Source organism: Streptomyces sp. NPDC014889 (assembly GCF_043081205.1).
Classification (GTDB): Bacteria; Actinomycetota; Actinomycetes; order Streptomycetales; family Streptomycetaceae; genus Streptomyces.
In genome coordinates this window covers 115,605-133,807 of the sequence record NZ_JBIBWH010000014.1, presented here as the reverse complement: position 1 = coordinate 133,807, position 18,203 = coordinate 115,605, and the positions used below count along the sequence as shown (strand labels likewise).

The window sequence follows — 18,203 nt, the reverse complement described above, 5'->3', positions numbered from 1 at the left end:
CGGGGCAGGCATGATAGTCGCATGCACTCCCTCGAGCGGATCGGCCGCTACCGGCTCGAACGGCGCCTGGGCACGGGGGCCTTCGGCACGGTGTGGCTCGCCCACGACGACGAGCTCGAGGCCCCCGTGGCCGTCAAGGTCCTCGCCGAGAACTGGTCCCACCGCCTCGACGTGCGCGAGCGGTTCCTGGCCGAGGCACGGCTGCTGCGCAGGGCCGGCTCGTCGCGGGTGGCCCAGGTCTACGACATCGGTGAACTCCCTGACGGGAGACCGTACTTCGTCATGGAGTACGCCGACGCCGGCACCCTCGACGATCTGCTCGCCGCCGGTCCGCTGCCCCTGCCCGAGGCCCTGCGGCTGACCGCGCTGGCCGCCCGCTCCGCCCACGCCCTGCACGAGGCGGGCATCGTGCACCGGGACGTCAAGCCGAGCAACGTGCTGCTGCGCACCGCGCCGGACGGCAGCCGCCGGGTGCTGCTCGCCGACCTCGGGCTCGCCAAGAGCCTGGCGCAGGCCTCGGGGCTGACCCTGGCGGCGGGTTCGGCCGGGTACCGGCCGCCGGAGCAGGCCGGGCCCGGCGCGGGCATCGACGCGCGGGCGGACGTCTACGGTCTGGGCGCGGTCGGCTACCGGCTCGTCACCGGCACGGTGCCCGCCGAGCCGGGCGAGGTGGTACGTCCCGAGCGGCTGCGTCCGGGCCTGGACGCCGGTGTGGCCCGGGCCCTGACGCGGGCCCTGGAACCGGACCGCGAGCGACGCTGGCCCACCGCCGAGGCGTTCGCGGACGAGCTGGACCGGCTGGCCTCGGCCCCGGCGGCCGCCGTCCGTCCGCGCGGCCGGTCCAGGGCCGCCGTGCTGGCCGCCGCCGTGACCGCCGTCGCCGTCGCCGGGGCCGTCTTCGCCCTGGTGAACCTGCCGTCCGCGGCGTCCGGGGTCGACGTCGAGGACGCCACCGGCCGGATCGCGGTGCGGGTGCCCGACGGCTGGGGACGCCAACTGCGCGACTCCGGCTGGGATCCGGCGGCGCTGGGGCTGCCCGCCGGGCACGAGCCGGGGCTCGCCGTCGCCGACGACCTGACCCGGTGGCAGGACCTCGGGGCCGGCGTGCGCGGGGTGTTCGTGGGCCTGAGCGAGCACGGCGACGTCACCGCCCGCGTCGACGCGCTCGCCCACCCGGGCTGTCACTACGACGGCGCCCGCTCCTACACCGGCCGACGCCTGCACGGCCGGATCCGGACCTGGAGCGACTGCCCCGGCGGCGGGCGGCTCACGGAGACCTCGCTGGCACCGGCGGGCGGCGGGCAGCCGCAGGTGTACGTGCAGGTCCGCCAGTACGGGGGCGGCGGCGACGCGACCGACGGCGTACTGGGCTCCCTGCGTGTCACGTGAACCCGCGGGAGGGGGCGGGAAGAAGTCCCGGGAAAAAGGTGCGAACGGTCGCGAACTTTTCGCCCGGTCCGTGCATCGGACATGTACGACGGCGCACCCGGCGCCGGAGGCACGCGGTCACCGCGTGCGAGCGACCCAGGAGTGTGGAACATGGCGCACAAGTCCCCGTCCGCCCGCCGGGCGGCCCTGCTCGTCGGCGCGGTCGCCGTAGTGGGCCTGCCGCTGACCGCCTGCGGTCACGGCAGCGCCACGAGCGGCGCTCCGCAGAAGGTGTCCGGCACCGCCGCGCCCGCGACCGGCGACACCACGGCCGGGACGGCACCCGGAACGGAACCCGGTCCCAGCTCCGCTCCCAGCATCGGCGCCGCGCCCCCGAGCGCCACGGCCGGCCGCTCCGCCCCGGGCACCGCCCGGCACACGGGCGGCACCCCCGCCCCCGCCGCGAGCACCCGCTGCCACACCTCCGAACTCAAGGCGTCGGTGGGGCGCGAGAACCCGGGCGCCGGGCAGGAGAACTTCCCGGTCGTCCTGACGAACACCTCCGGCCGCACCTGCACCGTGCACGGCTATCCCGGCGCCGCCTTCGTGGACGCCTCCGGCAGGCAACTCGGCCCGGACCCGAAGCGGTCCTCGGGCACGCCCACCACGGTGACGCTGAAGCCCGGGCGGAGCGCCTGGGCGGGTCTGACCTTCTCCAACCCCCAAGTGAGCGGTGCGAGGACGGCGACGCCCGCCTCGCTGATCGTCACACCGCCGGACGAGCGCGACCACCTCACGGTGAAGTGGACGGCCGGGCAGGTGCCCGTGGGCGGCAACGCGTCCTCGGTGTTCCTGACGGTCTTCAGCCCCGGCACCGAACCCTGACCCGACCCTCCGCGGCGCTCACCCGCGAAGGTACGGCACGGCCCTTTGCTTTGATGGGCGTGCACCATCGGTCACGTCCTGAGGAACACCGCTCTGAACACCCCGCTGGCCGAGGCCCTCTCGGTCGTCCTGCTCGTCGCCGTGCTCGCCTGGGCCGTCGTCCGTCCGTTCGGCTGGCCCGAGGCGGTCATGGCCGTGCCCGCCGCCGGCATCGCCGTCGCCACCGGCGCGATCGGCTTCGACCACGCGCGGGCCGAGGCGCAGCGGCTGGGACCGGTGGTGGGGTTCCTCGCCGCGGTGCTGGTACTCGCCCACTTCTGCGACGTGGAGGGGCTGTTCCAGGCCTGCGGTGCGTGGATGGCCCGCAGGGCGCGCGGCCGCCCGGTGCGGCTGCTGACCGCCGTGTTCGCGCTGGCGTCCGCCATCACCGCCGTGCTCAGCCTGGACGCCACGGTCGTCCTGCTGACACCGGTCGTGTTCGCCACCGCCGCCCGTACCGGCGTACGGCCCAAACCGCACGTCTACGCCTGTACCCACCTGTCCAACACGGCATCGCTGCTGCTGCCGGTCTCCAACCTCACCAACCTGCTGGCGTTCGCGGCGAGCGGGCTGAGCTTCACCCGGTTCGCGGGGCTGATGGCGCTGCCGTGGCTGGTCGCGATCGGCGCCGAGTACGTGGTGTTCCGGCGTTTCTTCGCCCGCGACCTGGCCGCGGCTGTGCCCTTGCCGCCCACCGGCGAGATGCCCGGACTGCCGCTGTTCGCCCTGGTCACCGTGGCCTGCACGCTCGCGGGATTCGTCGTGGCCTCCACGTTCGGCGTGGCACCCGTGTGGGCCGCGCTGGCGGGGGCGCTGGTCCTGGCCGGGCGCGCGCTGCTGCGGCGCAGGGCGACCGTGCTGAGCGTGGTGCGGGCCGCGGCGCCGGCCTTCCTCGCCTTCGTCCTGGCCCTGGGCATCGTGGTCCGCGCGGTGGTCGACAACGGCCTCGCGGATGCCCTCGGGCACATCCTGCCCGGCGGTACGGGGCTGCCCGCCCTGCTCGCCGTCGCCGCGCTGGCGGCCGTGCTCGCCAACCTGATCAACAACCTGCCCGCGGTGCTGGTCCTGCTGCCGCTGACCGCACCGGCCGGGCCGGGGGCCGTCCTCGCGGTGCTGCTCGGCGTCAACATCGGCCCGAACCTCACCTACGCCGGTTCGCTGGCGACCCTGCTGTGGCGGCGGATCGTGCACCAGCACGAACACGGTGTGGACCTGAGGGAGTTCACCCGGCTGGGTCTGCTGGCCGTGCCGGCCGCGCTGGTGCCCGCGGTGGTGGCACTGTGGGGAGCGCTCCAGATTCTCTGAGGACGGAGGAGGCCGACGGATGCGTGTGATCACCTGGCTGGTGGAGGGCACCTGGCCCGCCTGCGTGGACGCGGTACGCACCCATGCTCCGCACGCGTCCGAGGTCGTCCTGCTGCATGTCAGCGGGCCGGACGTGCCCGCCGTGGCGCACGGGGCCTTCGCCGGGCTGCTCGGCCGCGGCCGTGTCGAGCGCGACCCCGGCGACCTGCTGACGGACCTCGGCGGTACGTCGGCGGCCGAACTCCTGGAGGCGGCCGCGGCCCGGCTCGGGCGGCCGTGCACCCTGATGGAGCGGCGCGGGCGGGTGGAGCGCGAGGTGGTGGCCGCCGCGGAGGACGCGGACCTGCTGGTGCTGGCCCGCGACGGCGACCGCGCGCGGCTCGGCCCGCACAGTCTGGGTCCGGCCGCGCGGTTCGCCGTCGACCACGCGCCCTGCGCGGTGCTGCTGGTGTGGCCGGAGGCGGCGCCGGACCTCACGACGATGCCCCCTCCCCCGCCGCCGCACCACCGCTGACGTCGTTCAGCGGCCGCCACCGTGGCGGTGGTGCCCGTCCCGGTCCTTCCACCAGCAGGGGTGGCCGTGGGAGGAGCAGCCGGCCGGGGCGGACGGCTCGGCGCTGTCCGCCGTGGGCGGCGGGGTCGTCCGGGGCGTGCCGCCGGCCGGCGCGGGCGGCTGCGCCGAGTCCGGCGGCCCGGGGTCCGTGGCCGTGGGCCTGGCCGATGAGCCGCCGTCCAGGTCCCAGTTGACCACCTCCATCTGAAGCTCCGGCATGGAGGAGTCCATCACCCAGCGCTGGGTGTCGGTCTTCGCGCGGGTCTTGAGCACGAGGGCGCCGCCGCCGTCGGTGGCGGCGGGCGTCAGGGCCAGGTCCTGGTCGAAGCGGGGCACGAGGGTGCCCTGAAGGGTGAAGTCGTAGCGGATGTCCTTCCCGCCGGGCCGGAAGACGCCCACGCACGGGGCGAGCCGTACCGAGTAGCCGAGGTGGGAGTCCAGGCACAGGGCGGGCGCGGCGCCGCTGCGCAGCAGTCCGTCGGTCTCGTACACCCATTGCTGGCCGGGCGCCGAGGAGCAGGCCGCCAGTTCGGTCTCCGTGCCCTCGGCGGTCTTCTCGCCGACGGTGCCGACGCACAGTCCGGAGGCGGCGTTGTGCAGCCGTCCGCGCAGGGTGCCTCCGGCGGCCGTCCCGGCGCCGGTCCAGGACGGACCGGAGGCCGAGGCGCCGGTGCCGGACGGCTCGGTGGGCTGCCCTTCGGCGCGCGTGGGGGCTCCGTCCCCGGACCCGAGCACCGCCCACAGGGCGAGCGGCACCACGACCAGCCCGCTCACCGTGGCCACGGCGAGGGCCACGTTGCGCTGCCGCTGAGCCCGCCGCGCCACCTTGCGCGCCGCCCGTCCACGTCCGGCCGCGGGGCCTCCGGCCGTTCCGGGGGCGGGGGGCGCGCCGGGTGCGGGCGGGGTCGTGCGGGGAGCGCTGCCCGGGCCCGCGGCGCCGGGCGTCGGCGAGTGGGCCTGATCGGCCGACGTGACGGACGGATCCGGCCCGAACAGTTCGCCCCCGGCAGGCGCGGCCGACCCGGCCTCCGGAGCGGGCGGGGCCGCATGGCGGGCACCGCCGCGGCCCGTGGAGCCGGGCCGCCGTGGCGGGTGCGCCTGGTCGGCCGTCGGCGGCACGGGCGGGTCCGGCGTGACAGGCTCGACCCCGGTGGGCGGCTTCGGTCGCGTCGGTGTGAAGGGCTCGCCACCGGTGGGCGCGGTCCCCCGGGACTCGGAGGTGGGCGCCGAGTGTTCCGGTTCCGGCTCGGCCCGGGTCAGACGGTGGGCGCGGTAGGTGCTCGCGCCCCAGCCGAGGACGCCCTCGGCCAGGGCGCCGCCCAGGTCCGTGTTGAACTGCGCCAGTTGGCCGGCGGTGTGTCGGCAGTGCGCGCAGCCCGACAGGTGTGTGCGCAGGTCGGGGTCGACGTGGACGCCGCCGCGCCGGTAGGTCACGTCGAGCAGCCGCAGGTAGAGCAGGCACTCCTGCCGGGGCGCGACCTCGCGGTGGACCTGGAGGCACTCCTCGCGCAACCGCTCACGGCCGCGGTCGAGTTCGACGCGCGCGTCCTCCTCGTCGAGGCCGAGCAGCCGGGCCGGCGCGGCGAGGGGCTCGGCCTCGACCTCGGCGTGCCACAGCAGGGCACGGGCCGCCTCAGGCAGCCGCTGGAACGCCCGGGAAAGGAGCCGCCGGTCACCCGGCGGCAGCAGCCGCGCGGCGATCCGGTCGCCGCCGGCACCCGCGGCCCTCAGCTCCGGGTGCAGCATCTCCCGGCGGTGGTCGGTACTCCACTCGCCCGCGATCCGCCGTACGGTGACGAGCAGTTGGGGCCGCCAGGCGGCGTTCGGCCCGGACTGCCGCAGGGACTGGCCGAACAGGCGGGTGAAGGCCGCGGTGGTGAGCATGCCCGCGGGATGGGGACCGTCGGTGCACAGCCGCGCGTAGGCGAAGGCCGACTCCCAGTGCCGGTCGAGGAGTTCACCGACGGGCAGCAGAGCGGGCGAGGCGCCCGTCCACTTCCGGAGTTCGGCGCTCAACTGCTCGTCCGTGGTGCCGAACGGACCGGGTGACATGGGGGAATTGAACATGCCCGGGTCTTTCACGGCTGCATTCCTCCATACACACCGCGGATTTGGTCCGTACCAATATCCGTGCCGAAGAAGGCGTGTCGACATCTCGAACGTCCACCACACAGAGGGAGGACCCATGATCTGCTCGCCGACTGGCCCACACCTTTGCACAGGCGGCGGCGAGCGACAAGGGATCACGCGCTTTTCCGTATAGCGCTCTCGGCGCCCTCATGTTGACGTATTGTCAATTCCGGCGGATGTGATCTCCCACGGCTGGGCATACGCGTGTCCGTGCGGCGGTGTCGCACGATCGAGGGGCGGTCTCCGTGAGACCGCCCCCGGTCGTTCCGCGTCCCGCCACACTCCGGCCACCCGGTGAAACACGCAGGTCAGACAGCAGATTTCTGCTGGAGTACTAGGAGCAGCCGGCTACGGTGCTGGGGTTACCGCAGTTGTTGGGCCGGTTTCCGGTGACGGGGCTGGCGTTCCGCGTCACCGTGCCGCTGGCCCTGAAGATGCCGCCACCGTCCGCACCCGTTCCCAGCGCCTGGTTCTTGGTCACCGGGCTACGGGTGAGAGCCACCGTGCCGAAGGCCGTATTGAAGATGCCGCCACCGCGGGAGTTCGTGCCATTGGTGGTGTTGCCGGTGACCGGGCTCTTGGTGAGCTGCATCGTTCCGGCTGTGTTGTAGATACCGCCGCCCTGCGCATTGGCACCGGTGGTGGTGTTGCGAGTGACCTCGCTTCTGTTCAGCTTCATGGTTCCGGCTTGCGCGATGCCGCCGCCGTGCGCACCGGTACCGGTGACGTCGTTGCCGGTGACCCGGGTGCCGGTCAGTGTCACCGTCGTGCCGACGGCGGCGGCGATCCCGCCGGCCAGGTTCGTCGCGTGGTTGCCGGTGATCCTGCTTCCGTCGAAGGTCGCCTTCCCGGAACCTCCGAATGGGCTGACGAACACGGCCCCGCCGGAAATCGCCTTGTTGTTGTGGAGCGTGCTCCTCCTGACGCTCACCGTGCCGTTGTCGTTGTCGATGGCCCCGCCGAAGACGTCGGCGGTGTTGGTGGTGAGGTTGGTGTTGTTCAGTGTCAGTGCGGGACCGCCGCCGCTGAGCCAGATGGCGCCGCCCCGGCCGTTACCAAGGCTGGAGGACGCGTGACCGTTCCTGAGGGTCAGGGTGTTGAGGGTGAGATTTCCGTTGGGGCCGTCGATTTCGAAGAAACGGAAATTGGCCGCGGTCGCGGCTCGGGTGATGGTGTCGCCGCATCCGTTGATCGTGACCTTGTTCTTGATGACCGGTAGTCCGTTGTCGCCATTGGGCGGTGCGGCGTCGGTGAGGGTGTAGGTGCAGCCGCGCTTGAGGTTGACCGTGCCGCCCACGGTGGCGACAGCGCCGATAGCGGCTTGCAGGTCACTCTCGCGGCAACTGGTCACGTTCACGATCAGCGCCCGGCTGGTCGCACGAGGGCTTCTGCTCGCCTTGGCGGAGGGAGTGCGGGGCACTGGTTTGGCAGGCGCCGTGGCCGACTGCGACACGCCGAGTGGGTCCGGACCCGCTGTGGCAGCCTGTGCGGTGGCGGACGGCGTAACGACGCCGAAAGCGGCGAGGGTGAATCCCATGGGAATGGGGGCGATACGAGCGATGCTCAGACGCATCGGGACTCCTTCGGGCGGATCGCGAGTGTCGTTCCCGTAAGTACTACTGGAACACCAGCAGAAATGATTCATTCCTGATCAATCGACGGGAAGACAACACGCCCAGCCGCGATCACAATTCAACCGAGAGATCCGCGCCTGAGTGGCCGACAGTCAGCCTTTTTCCAAGAGAACCGGCTCCACCGGAGGCTCCACGTGCTGGTTGACGCTCAGGGCACCTCGGGACCGTCGTGGAACGTGCCGTCCGGGCCGTAGGGCCAGGCGTTGGAGACGCAGCCGTGCAGGCCCTTGATCTGTTGCATCATCACGGGGGCCGCCTCGCCGGGCCCGGGGCAGGCGCGGTGGCCGTACCCGAGCCAGTGTCCGACCTCATGGTTGATGATCAGTGCCCGGTACTCCTCGGGCGGCCCGTCGAATTCGGGCGAACCGAGCTGCCAGCGCCTGAGGTTGACCGCGACCGTCCGGCCGACCCGGCAGTTGAGCTCGCCATGGGTGTCGAGGCCGCCGGTCGCGCAGATGGCGTCGGAGGTGTTCGGCGTGGCGATGCGGATCACCAGCGTGGCGCTCTCGTCGGCGACCTGCCGGAACACGATGTCGCCGCCGTGTGACCAGCCCTGCTCATGAGTGAGGATCGCGGTGATCTGCTCGGCGGCTTCGTCGGGGTCGACACCGATGCCGTCCTCGACCTCCACCCGGTACGGCCGGCCCGCGCCGGTGCCTTCCACGCCGGCGGTGGCGACGGTGAAGGTACCCGGACCGGACTCCGGCACCGCTGTCGGGGTGGGCGCGGGCGGGGGCGTGGGAGGAGGAGCCGGCGCCGGGCCCGTGGGGCGTGGCGCGGGGGATTCCCCGGCGGCGGTCGGTGTGGCGACCGGGCCCCGGCGGTCGGGCAGGCCGGGTATGCCGGTGATCCCGTGGACGGAACCCAGGTAGACCGAAGCCACGCCCGCGGCCAGCAGCACGGTGGCGGCGACGATTCGGCGGCGGCGCCGGCCATCCCGGTCGGCACGCGCCCTGGAGCGGGGGGCGGGAGGCGGGCCGGCACGGCGTTCACCGTGCCGGGCTGTTGTGCTGCTCACCGGGAACCTGCCGCCTGACGTATGCCGAGCGCGCGTTCTCGTCCGATTTCGTCAAAGGCCGTCGGCGCGCGACGCCCCGACAGCCCGGCGTTGTGTTCCATGCCTCCATTGGATGCGGAGGACCGTTGCGGTGGCGTATGCGATTTTCGATACGCGCGCGATACGCGGAATCCCCTGCATCAGGGACACCGGCACACCAGGCGGGGTACCGGCTGCCTGATGCGCGTTACCCGTCGGAGTGCGGGGAAACAGCGGGCAGTTCCACAGTGACGCGGAGTCCGCCGGCGGAGCGCGGGGTGAGGGTGAGTGTTCCGTCGTGCGCGTGGGTGATGGTTTTGACGATTGCCAGGCCGAGGCCGACGCCCGCGTGGTCGGCGTGTGTGCGCTCGGTGCCGCGCTGGAACGGTTCGGTGAGTGTCGAGGCCAGCTCCGGGGAGACCTTCTCGCCGGTGTTCTCGACGGTGAGCACCGCGCTGTCGGGGGCGGCGCCGGTATTCACCCACACGATTCCCTGTTCGGGCAGATTGTGGACGATCGCGTTCTGCACGAGGTTCGTGGTCAGTTGCAGAAGGAGCGCGTGCGATCCGATCGCGGGGGTGATGTCGCCGCGGGTCTCGATGGTGACGCCACGCTTTTCCGCGAGGGGCAGGAGCGTTTCGGCGGCTTCCTCCGCGATGAGGGACAGGTCGACGTGTTCCCGGGTGAAGGACCGCTGCTCAGCCCGGCTGAGCAGGAGCAGTGCCTCGGTGAGGTCGATCGCCCGGGTGTTGACCTCGTGGAGGCGGTCGAGGACTTCCCCGGTGTCGTGGTCCGGATCGGTGCGGGCCACGTCGAGAAGTGCCTTCGAGATCGCCAGCGGGGTGCGCAATTCGTGCGAGGCGTTGGCTGCGAATCTCCGCTGTCCGGCGACGTGCGCTTCGAGCCGTGCCAGCATCGTGTCGAAGGCGTCGGCGAGTTCGCGGAACTCGTCCTTGCGGCCCGGAAGCCGGATCCGGTGGGAGAGCGATCCGGTCGAGGCCAGACGGGCCGCGCCCGTGATGCGAGTCAGCGGGCCGAGCATCCGGCCGGCGAGCATCCACCCTCCCACCAGGCCGAACGCCAACAGGAACGCCAGCACTCCGGCTGCCCTCGGAGCGAAGACGTGCAGGAGATTGGACCGGACGGGAAAAACACCAGGGGTGGGGCTGCCGGTGGAGCCGGGGACGATGAGCGCACGCTCGGGGACGTAACGCAGGAGGAACACCCACACCGCCGCGAGCAGCAGGACGCCGGCGAGCATGACGAATCCGGTATAGCTGAGAGTGAGCTTGAGGCGAACGCTCAACCCGGGTGCTCTATCCATGCTCGCCTCCCCTGTGACCGGCCTGCGGCTCTGCGTCGATGCGGTAGCCGATGCCTGGCACGGTGGCGATGATCCAGGGTTCTCCGAGACGCTTGCGCAGCGCCGAGACGGTGATCCGTACGGCGTTGGTGAACGGGTCGGCGTTCTCGTCCCACGCGCGTTCCAGGAGTTCTTCGGCGCTGACGACACCGCCGTCGGCGGCGACGAGGACTTCGAGCACCGCGAACTGCTTCCTGGTCAGGGCGACGTACCGGCCGTCCCGGTAGACCTCTCTGCGGAACGGGTCGAGGCGCAGACCCGCGATCTCCCGCACGGGAGGCCTGCTGTGGGCGCGCCTGCGGTCGAGTGCTCTGAGCCTGAGCGCGAGCTCTCGCAGTTCGAACGGCTTGGTGAGGTAGTCGTCGGCGCCGAGTCCGAACCCGGACGCCTTGTCGTCGAGACGGTCGGCCGCGGTGAGCATGAGGATCGGCATGCCGCTGCCGGAGGCGACGATGCGGGTGGCGATCTCGTCACCGGACGGTCCGGGGATGTCGCGGTCGAGGACGGCGATGTCGTAGGCGTTGACGCTCAGCAGTTCCAGAGCGGTGTCGCCGTCACCCGCGATGTCCGCGGCGATCGCCTCCAGGCGCAGGCCGTCACGGATGGCTTCCGCCAGATAGGGCTCGTCCTCGACAATCAGCACGCGCATGCTCCCGAGGCTACGAGCCGGCGCATATCGTCGGCATATCGAAAACCGCATACGCGCCGGCAACACCGCGCCGTCTTCACTGGCGGTATGCGTCACGCCCCACCGTCGGCACCCATCGCAGCGGTCGCCGTAGCTCTCCGCCATCAGCCGCCGAAGTCCTCGTCCCCCTCGGCGGCGCCACCGTCCCGCCCGGCCGCACCGCCGCCCTCAGCCGCACCGAGGACGCAGCAGTGACCAGCACTTTTCGCGCGGGCGACACCGACGGTGGGCAAGGACGGACGATGACACAGACGGACACGGCGGAGCACACGCAGGACGGCGGCGGCCGGGACACCGGCTCCACCGGCCGGCGCGCGGGCGTCCGCCGGGCGATCCGCGCCGCCTCACGGCCGGGGCCGTGGAAGCGCGGCCCGGTGCTCACGGCGCTGGCGCTGCTGCTCGGGCTGCTCATGCCGCTGCACGCGCGGATCACCGGCCTCGGGGGGCTCGGCAGCCTGGTGGAGACCTTCCTGCCGTGGTTCGGCCTGTTCATCCCGGTGCTGCTGGCCGGGGCGCTGTGGCGCCGCTCCGCCTCCGCCGTGGCCGCGCTGCTGCTGCCGGCCGTGACGTGGCTGAGTCTCTTCGGCGGGCTGCTCAGCGACAAGTCCCACCCGGGCAGCCACCTCACCGTGGCCGGCCACAACGTCAGCGCCGGCAACCCCGACCCGGCCGGCACCGCCCGCGCCCTGGCCGCCTCCGGCGCGGACGTGCTGGCCCTCGAGGAGATCACCGCGCAGGCGAAGCCCCTGTACGAGAAGGGGCTTAAGAAGGCGTACCCGTACCACACGGTGCAGGGCACGGTCGGGCTGTGGAGCAAGCTGCCGCTGTCGGACACCCGGCCGGTCGACATCAAGATGGACTACGGCCCGCTGGGGGACACCAAGCCGGTCGACGTCAAGATGACCTACAACCGGGCGCTGCGCACCACGGTGGCCACGGACCGGGGCCCGCTGGCGGTCTACGTGGCCCACCTGGGGTCCGTACGGCTGATGCCCAGGGGAGGCTTCTGGACGGCCTCGCGGGACAGAGGCGCACAGGCGCTCGGCGAGGCCCTCGCCGCGGATCCGAGTGAGCGGGTGGTGCTGCTCGGCGACCTGAACGGCACCCTGGACGACCGCGCGTTCGCCGGCATCACCTCGCGGATGCGCTCGGCCCAGGACGCGGCCGGGGACGGCTTCGGCTTCACCTGGCCGGCGAAGTTCCCGGTGGCGCGGATCGACCAGATCCTGGTCCGCGGCGTCGAGCCGGACACCTCGTGGGTGCTGCCGGCCACCGGCAGCGACCACCTGCCGGTGGCGGCCGGCATCAGCTGGTGAACAGCGCGTCAGGACCTCGGGGCGGCGGGGCTCCCGGTCGCCGTCCTCAGTGACCGCTGACGGCGTGTGGCGTGTAGGGCCCCTCCAGTTCCTCGGCCTCCTTGTCGCTCAGCTCCAGTTCGACCGCGGCCACCGCGTCCCGCAGGTGCTCCGGCCTGGACGCCCCCACGATCGGCGCCGTGACCGTGTCCTGGCGCAGCAGCCAGGCGAGGGCGACCTGAGCGCGCGGGACCCCGCGGTCCCCGGCGACGCGGGTGACGCCCTCGACGATGCCGCGGTCGCCCTCCGGGTAGAGCCGGCCGCCGAAGGCGTCGGTGGCGCTGCGCTCGGTGGTGGTGCCCCAGTCCCGGGTGAGGCGGCCGCGGGCCAGCGGGCTCCACGGCAGTACGCCGACGCCCTGGTCCGCGCACAGCGGAAGCATCTCCCGCTCCTCCTCGCGGTAGAGCAGGTTGTAGTGGTCCTGCATGGAGACGAACCGGGTCCAGCCGTGCAGCAGGGCCGTGTACTGGGCCTTGGAGAACTGCCACGCGTACATCGAACTCGCCCCGATGTAGCGGACCTTGCCCGCCTTCACCAGGTCGTGGAGCGCCTCCATGGTCTCCTCGATCGGCGTGTGCGGGTCCCAGCGGTGGATCTGGTACAGGTCGACGTAGTCGGTGCCCAGCCGGCGCAGGCTGTGGTCGATCTCCGTCATGATCGCCTTGCGGGACAGCCCCCCGCCATTGGGCCCCGGCCGCATCCGGCCGTGCACCTTGGTGGCCAGGACGATGTCGTCGCGGCGGGCGAAGTCGCGCAGCGCGCGGCCGACGATCTCCTCGCTCGTGCCGTCGGAGTAGACATTGGCCGTGTCGAAGAAGGTGATCCCCGCCTCCAGGGCCTGCCGGATCAGTGGCCGCGAGGCCTCCTCGTCGAGGGTCCACTCGTGCGTGCCGCGGCCGGGCACGCCGTAGGTCATGCAGCCCAGACAGATCCGCGACACCTCGAGGCCCGTCGAACCGAGCTTCACGTACTGCATCGTTGCTGCTCCCGTCCTTGGTTCCGTGGTGCGGTCGCCGGTCACGGGCCGGGGTGGCCCGCGGGCGTCCGCCTCGACGTGTCGAGCAGGTCCAGTGCCCGTTCCCAGCCGAACTCGGGCCGGCCGCCGTCCGGCGCCGGCTCGCCGGAGAACGGCTCCCCGAAGCGGACCCCCATCCCGCGCAGGCGCACGAGGCTGTCCCGGTAGGCGGGGTGGGCGGCGAGGGTGTCGGAGACGCACGGCAGGACCGCGACCGGGACGCACAGGCCGTACGTCTCGCACAGGGTGGCCAGGGCGAGGGTGTCGGCGGTACCGGCGGCCCACTTGTTGAGCGTGTTGAAGGTGGCGGGCGCCACGACCACGGCGTCCGGCGGCGGGAAGGGGCGCGGGTCGCCCGGCGTGCGCCAGGCCGACCGTATGGGACGGCGGGTCTGCGCCTCGACGGAGGCGGTGTCGAAGAAGCCTCCCATGGCGACCGGGGTGGCGATGACACCGACCTCCCAGCCCCGTTCCTGCGCGGCGGTGATCAGCTTGCTGACGCCCTCGGCGATGCCGGCGGCGCAGACGACGACGTAGAGGAAGGGTTTCCCGGGCGCTGTCCCGGAGTCCTTCGCGGGCGGTGCCCCGGAGGGCTTCTGGGCCTGTTCGCTCACCCGGGAACCCTAGTCAATCGTGCCCCGCCGGGGCCACGGGGCGACGCGGCGGGCCGGTGGCCGCCGGGGCGGCCACCGGGGGCCCACTACCCGTCCTCGGACAGTGTGATGGCACTTACGGGGCAGGCCCTGGCGGCCTCAGGGACCAACGGGTCGCCCGCCCCGTCCTCCCGGCCGGGCAGCAGGTCACTGTAGCCGTCGTCGTCCTGGGTGAACACGCCCGGCGCGGTCAGGGCGCACTGTCCGGCGCCGATGCAGCGGTCCTTGTCGATGTCGATGTGCATGGCGGCAGCCTCTTACCAGCTGACGGGGAGTTCCAGCATCCCCTGGATGGTGTCGCCGGGTTTGAAGGGGATTTCCTCCGGTGGGGCGGCCAGCCGTAGCCCGGGCAGCCGTTCCAGGAGCGTGCGCAGGGCGATCTCCAGTTCGGTGCGGGCGAGGTTCTGGCCGAGGCACTGGTGGATGCCGAAACCGAAGGCGACGTGGTGGCGGGTCGAACGGTGGAAGTCGAGGGTGTCGGGGGCCGGGTAGACCTCCTCGTCGCGGTTGATGACGGAGGTGGAGAAGACCACTCCGTCCCCGGCCCTGATCGTGGTCCCGGCGATCTCGATGTCCTCGGTGGCCAGCCGCAGCAGTCCGTCCGCGATGGACAGCATGCGCATCAGTTCCTCGATGGCGTCCGGCAGGAGCGCCGGGTCGGCGCGCAGCTCGGTCAGCCGTTCGGGGTGCAGCAGGAGCGTGTAGGTGCCGAGCGAGATCATGTTGGCGGTGGTCTCGTGGCCCGCGACCAGCAGGATCATCGCCAGGGCGGTCAGCTCCTCGCGGTCGAGCTCGCCCTCGTTCAGCCGCTGCTGGACGAGTTCGTCCAGCAGGCCGTCGCCGGGCCGGCGCCGCTTGTGGTCGATGAGGTCCTCCAGGTACGCCGTCAGCCGGTCCCGGGCGTCCTGCGTGTCCTCGGCCGCCGGTCCGCGCAGCAGCCGCCTGGACTGCTCCTCGAAGAACTCGTGGTCGGAGTAGGGCACGCCGAGCAGGGCGCAGATCACCATGGACGGCACCGGCAGCGCGAAGGAACGCACGAGGTCGGCGGGCGGCCCCTGGGCGATCATCGCGTCCAGGAGCTCGTCGACGATCTCCTGGATGCGCGGCCTGAGCTCGATGGCGCGCCTGAGGGTGAAGCTCGGGATCATCATCCGCCGCTGGGTGCGGTGCTTGGGGTCGTCGACGCCGAGGAGCGCCGGCTTGCGGTCGCGGACCGCGGCGAAGCGGGGGGTGGTGGCCGGGAACCCCGAACGGGTGCGGTCCGTGGAGAGCCGGGGGTCGACCAGCAGGTCACGGGCGACGGCGTGGCCGGTGACGAGCCAGGCGGGGCGGCCGTCGTAGAGCCGGATGCGGGCGAGCGGCCGTTCGGTGCGCAGCGGGTCGTACCCGGTGGGCGGGTGGTAGGGACAGCTCCGGTCCTGGGGGAAGGAGACGGGTTCTGACAGCTCGGTCAGGTCTGTCGTGTCTGTCATGGAAGACCTCGCAGACGAAGGATGCGTCGTGCCGATCCTCATTAGATGCCCGGGGCATCCAGTGCACGACATGAAGTTCGGCCAGATCGGCTACCTGCGGGATCTGGCTCGGAACCTCCCATTCCGCATCGTAATTCGGTTGCCGCCGAAACGGTACGGTGTACAGGATCCGGCCATGTCCACGACCTGTGTGTTCCCGCCGCTGCCGTCCGCCGCCGACCTTCCGGCGCGGTCCCAGCAGCAGCCCGGCCGTCCCCGGAGGCCCGGTCCGCCGCGCTCGTGAGCGCCGCGCTCGTCGCGGGCCTGCTCGCGGGCTACGGCATCGCCGTGCCCGTCGGCGCCGTCGCGACCCACCTCGTCACCCTGACCGCCCGTACGTCCCTGCGGACCGGTGCGTGCGCCGCGCTCGGCGTGGCGACGGCCGACGGGCTCTACGCCCTGCTCGCCACCCTCGGCGGCTCGGCCCTGGCCGAGGCGCTGCGACCGGTGCTCGTACCCCTGCGCTGGGCCTCGGCCCTGCTCCTCGCCGCACTCGCCCTCCGGACCGCGACCGGCGCGCTGTGCCGATACCGGGAGCACCGCCTGGCATCCCGGCCCGCGCCACCGCCGCCGAGCCCGGCCCGCGCATACCTGACCCTGCTCGGCCTCACCCTCCTCAACCCGACCACCCTGATCTACTTCGCGGCACTGGTCCTCGGCACGCACGCCGCCCCGCCGTCCGCGCGGGCGGCGTTCGTGGCGGCGGCCTTCGCCGCCTCCACAAGCTGGCAACTACTGCTCGCGGGCGGCGGCACGCTGCTCGGCCGGACCCTGACGGGCCCCCGGGGCCGGCTGGCGACGGCCCTGACGTCCAGCGGCGTGATCACGCTGCTGGCGGTACGGATGCTGGTCGCGCCGGGGTGAGCGGCCCGGTGGGAGCCGCGGCCCGCGTGGCGGCGCGGTGGGGATGAATCAGGAGCGGGCGGATGTTGAATGGCGTGCACCATCGGTCACGGGACGCGACGAGAGGACGGCCGGCATGGCTCTTGAGGGTGTGTACGAGCCCAGCCCGACCCAGTGGGTGCGGGAGCAGGTGGAGCTGTACGAGAGCTCGGGCGGCACCAAGGGGATCACGCTGCGGGACACGGGGCTGCCCGTGATCCTGCTGACCACCGTGGGCGCTCGGAGCGGCAGGATCCGCAAGACACCGCTGATGCGTGTGGAGCACGAGGGACGGTACGCCGTGGTGGCCTCCCAGGGCGGTGCGCCCAAGCACCCCTTCTGGTACTTCAACCTCAGGGCCGAGCCCCGCGTCGAGCTCCAGGACGGCCCGGTCAAGCAGGAGATGACGGCCCGTGAGGTCACCGGCGCGGAGAAGGCGCGCTGGTGGGAGCGGGCCGTGGCCGCCTTCCCGCCGTACGCGGAGTACCAGGAGAAGACCTCACGGGAGATCCCGGTCTTCGTGCTGGAACCGGCCGCGAGCTGAGCCGCCGCGAGAAATTCCGGCCGGGAGGCATGAGCCCGTCCCGTCCGGGCATGCGTCTGTCAGGCCCCGCCGCGCTCCCCCGTCGCGGCGGGGCCCTTTCGCGCCCGCGCCCGGCCCGCCGCGGCCGGTCCGCCGCGTCCCGCGCCGTGCCGCAGGCGGATTTCGGGGAACGTGTTTCACCAGGACATCCGTCGAGCAGGCCGAGCAGGGAGGACACATGAGCGGCGGGGGCGAGGGCAACAGCGCCTACGGCCACAAGGCCTTCAAACGGTCCAGGAGCCACTTCGCGGACCGGATCACCGCCGACGGGCGGGACGGCCGGCCGGTGGAGGCCGGACGCTACCGGCTGGTGGTCAGCCGGGCCTGCCCGTGGGCGAGCAGGGCACTGGTCTCACGGCGGCTGCTGGGGCTGGAGAAAGCCCTGTCCCTGGCCGTCGTGGATCCGATCCAGGACGACCGGAGCTGGCGTTTCACCCTGGACGCCGACGGCCGGGATCCCGTGCTCGGGATCCGTTTCCTCAGCGAGGCCTACGACCGGCGGGAGACCGGCTATCCCGGCGGGGTGAGCGTGCCCGCGGTCGTCGACGTGCCCAGCGGCGAGCTGGTCACCAACGACTACCAGCAGATCACGCTCGACCTCGCCACCGAGTGGAGCGCGCTGCACCGGCCGGGCGCCCCGGACCTGTACCCGCGGGCACGGCGCGACGAGATCGACACGGTGATGGCGGAGGTCTACGAGGACGTCAACAACGGTGTGTACCGGGCGGGCTTCGCCACGAACCAGGAGGAGTACGAGGCCGCCTGCGCGGGCGTGTTCCGGCGGCTGGAGCTGCTGGCGTCCCGCCTGGCCGGACAGCGCTACCTCGTGGGCGACACGATCACCGAGGCGGACATCCGGCTGTTCACCACGCTGGTCCGGTTCGACGCCGTCTACCACGGTCACTTCAAGTGCAACCGCTGGAAGCTCGCCGAGAACCCGGTGCTGTGGGCGTACGCCCGGGACCTGTACCAGACGCCCGGCTTCGGGGACACGGTCGACTTCGACCACATCAAGCGCCACTACTACCAGGTGCACACCGGCATCAACCCGACCCGGATCGTGCCCCTCGGCCCCGACCTGGCCGGATGGCTGAGCCCGCATCACCGCGAGGAGCTCGGCGGGCGCCCCTTCGGCGACGGGACGCCTCCGGGCCCCGTACCGCCCGGCGAGGAGGTCCCGCCGCAGGGCCGGCCCTGACGACG

General features: G+C 72.6%; 17 protein-coding genes. 8 read left to right on the top strand and 9 right to left on the bottom strand.

Annotated elements, in window-relative coordinates; genetic code table 11:
• The first annotated feature begins 21 nt into the window (after positions 1-21).
• From ACF09J_RS27110 to ACF09J_RS27095, 4 genes are all read left to right on the top strand, one after another.
• Complete coding sequence (locus tag ACF09J_RS27110; protein ID WP_392308056.1) at positions 22-1,389, top strand: serine/threonine-protein kinase; 1,368 nt, start codon at positions 22-24, stop codon at positions 1,387-1,389.
• Between the two features lie 150 nt (positions 1,390-1,539).
• Positions 1,540-2,253, top strand: a complete 714-nt coding sequence (locus ACF09J_RS27105) for a DUF4232 domain-containing protein (RefSeq protein ID WP_392308055.1) — start codon at positions 1,540-1,542, stop codon at positions 2,251-2,253.
• A gap of 141 nt (positions 2,254-2,394) precedes the next feature.
• Positions 2,395-3,597, top strand: a complete 1,203-nt coding sequence (locus tag ACF09J_RS27100; RefSeq protein WP_392308054.1) for an arsenic transporter — start codon at positions 2,395-2,397, stop codon at positions 3,595-3,597.
• 19 nt (positions 3,598-3,616) lie between these two features.
• Positions 3,617-4,111 (top strand): universal stress protein, encoded by a 495-nt coding sequence (locus tag ACF09J_RS27095; protein WP_392308053.1) that lies wholly within the window; start codon positions 3,617-3,619, stop codon positions 4,109-4,111.
• Between the two features lie 6 nt (positions 4,112-4,117).
• Here the strand turns inward: ACF09J_RS27095 and ACF09J_RS27090 are convergent, their stop codons facing one another.
• From ACF09J_RS27090 to ACF09J_RS27070, 5 genes are all read right to left on the bottom strand, one after another.
• Entirely contained in the window at positions 4,118-6,202 is a 2,085-nt protein-coding gene (locus ACF09J_RS27090; protein WP_392308052.1) for a ricin-type beta-trefoil lectin domain protein, read from the bottom strand.
• A gap of 412 nt (positions 6,203-6,614) precedes the next feature.
• On the bottom strand, positions 6,615-7,853 hold the full coding sequence (locus ACF09J_RS27085; RefSeq protein ID WP_392308051.1) for a hypothetical protein: 1,239 nt from the start codon (positions 7,851-7,853) through the stop codon (positions 6,615-6,617).
• A 209-nt stretch (positions 7,854-8,062) separates the two neighbouring features.
• Positions 8,063-8,932, bottom strand: coding sequence for a DUF3152 domain-containing protein (locus ACF09J_RS27080; RefSeq protein ID WP_392308050.1), 870 nt, complete (start codon positions 8,930-8,932; stop codon positions 8,063-8,065).
• Positions 8,933-9,158: 226 nt separating this feature from the next.
• Positions 9,159-10,274, bottom strand: a complete 1,116-nt coding sequence (locus ACF09J_RS27075; RefSeq protein WP_392308049.1) for a sensor histidine kinase — start codon at positions 10,272-10,274, stop codon at positions 9,159-9,161.
• The gene (locus ACF09J_RS27070; RefSeq protein WP_392308048.1) at positions 10,267-10,962 is read right to left on the bottom strand and encodes a response regulator transcription factor; all 696 of its coding nucleotides are present in this window, start codon (positions 10,960-10,962) and stop codon (positions 10,267-10,269) included. Before ACF09J_RS27070 ends, ACF09J_RS27075 begins: the two co-directional genes overlap by 8 nt.
• A gap of 281 nt (positions 10,963-11,243) precedes the next feature.
• Between ACF09J_RS27070 and ACF09J_RS27065 the strand changes: the two genes are divergently transcribed.
• On the top strand, positions 11,244-12,317 hold the full coding sequence (locus tag ACF09J_RS27065) for an endonuclease/exonuclease/phosphatase family protein (protein ID WP_392308047.1): 1,074 nt from the start codon (positions 11,244-11,246) through the stop codon (positions 12,315-12,317).
• A 46-nt stretch (positions 12,318-12,363) separates the two neighbouring features.
• Here ACF09J_RS27065 and ACF09J_RS27060 read toward each other — a convergent pair whose 3' ends face one another.
• The 4 genes from ACF09J_RS27060 to ACF09J_RS27045 all read right to left on the bottom strand — a co-directional run bounded on the left by ACF09J_RS27060 (position 12,364) and on the right by ACF09J_RS27045 (position 15,496).
• Positions 12,364-13,332, bottom strand: a complete 969-nt coding sequence (locus tag ACF09J_RS27060) for an aldo/keto reductase (protein ID WP_392308046.1) — start codon at positions 13,330-13,332, stop codon at positions 12,364-12,366.
• Between the two features lie 41 nt (positions 13,333-13,373).
• Positions 13,374-13,985, bottom strand: a complete 612-nt coding sequence (locus ACF09J_RS27055) for a flavoprotein (protein ID WP_392308045.1) — start codon at positions 13,983-13,985, stop codon at positions 13,374-13,376.
• Positions 13,986-14,071: 86 nt separating this feature from the next.
• On the bottom strand, positions 14,072-14,269 hold the full coding sequence (locus ACF09J_RS27050; protein WP_392308044.1) for a ferredoxin: 198 nt from the start codon (positions 14,267-14,269) through the stop codon (positions 14,072-14,074).
• A 12-nt stretch (positions 14,270-14,281) separates the two neighbouring features.
• Positions 14,282-15,496: a cytochrome P450 gene (locus ACF09J_RS27045; RefSeq protein ID WP_392308043.1), complete on the bottom strand. Its 1,215-nt coding sequence runs from the start codon at positions 15,494-15,496 to the stop codon at positions 14,282-14,284.
• Between the two features lie 279 nt (positions 15,497-15,775).
• On the opposite strand from ACF09J_RS27045, the gene ACF09J_RS27040 reads away from it, so the two are divergent.
• From ACF09J_RS27040 to ACF09J_RS27030, 3 genes are all read left to right on the top strand, one after another.
• Complete coding sequence (locus tag ACF09J_RS27040) at positions 15,776-16,399, top strand: LysE family transporter (protein ID WP_392308042.1); 624 nt, start codon at positions 15,776-15,778, stop codon at positions 16,397-16,399.
• A gap of 115 nt (positions 16,400-16,514) precedes the next feature.
• A complete protein-coding gene (locus ACF09J_RS27035; RefSeq protein WP_392308041.1) occupies positions 16,515-16,961 on the top strand; it encodes a nitroreductase family deazaflavin-dependent oxidoreductase in 447 nt (148 codons plus the stop codon).
• Between the two features lie 217 nt (positions 16,962-17,178).
• The gene (locus ACF09J_RS27030) at positions 17,179-18,198 is read left to right on the top strand and encodes a glutathione S-transferase family protein (protein WP_392308040.1); all 1,020 of its coding nucleotides are present in this window, start codon (positions 17,179-17,181) and stop codon (positions 18,196-18,198) included.
• Positions 18,199-18,203: the final 5 nt, after the last annotated feature.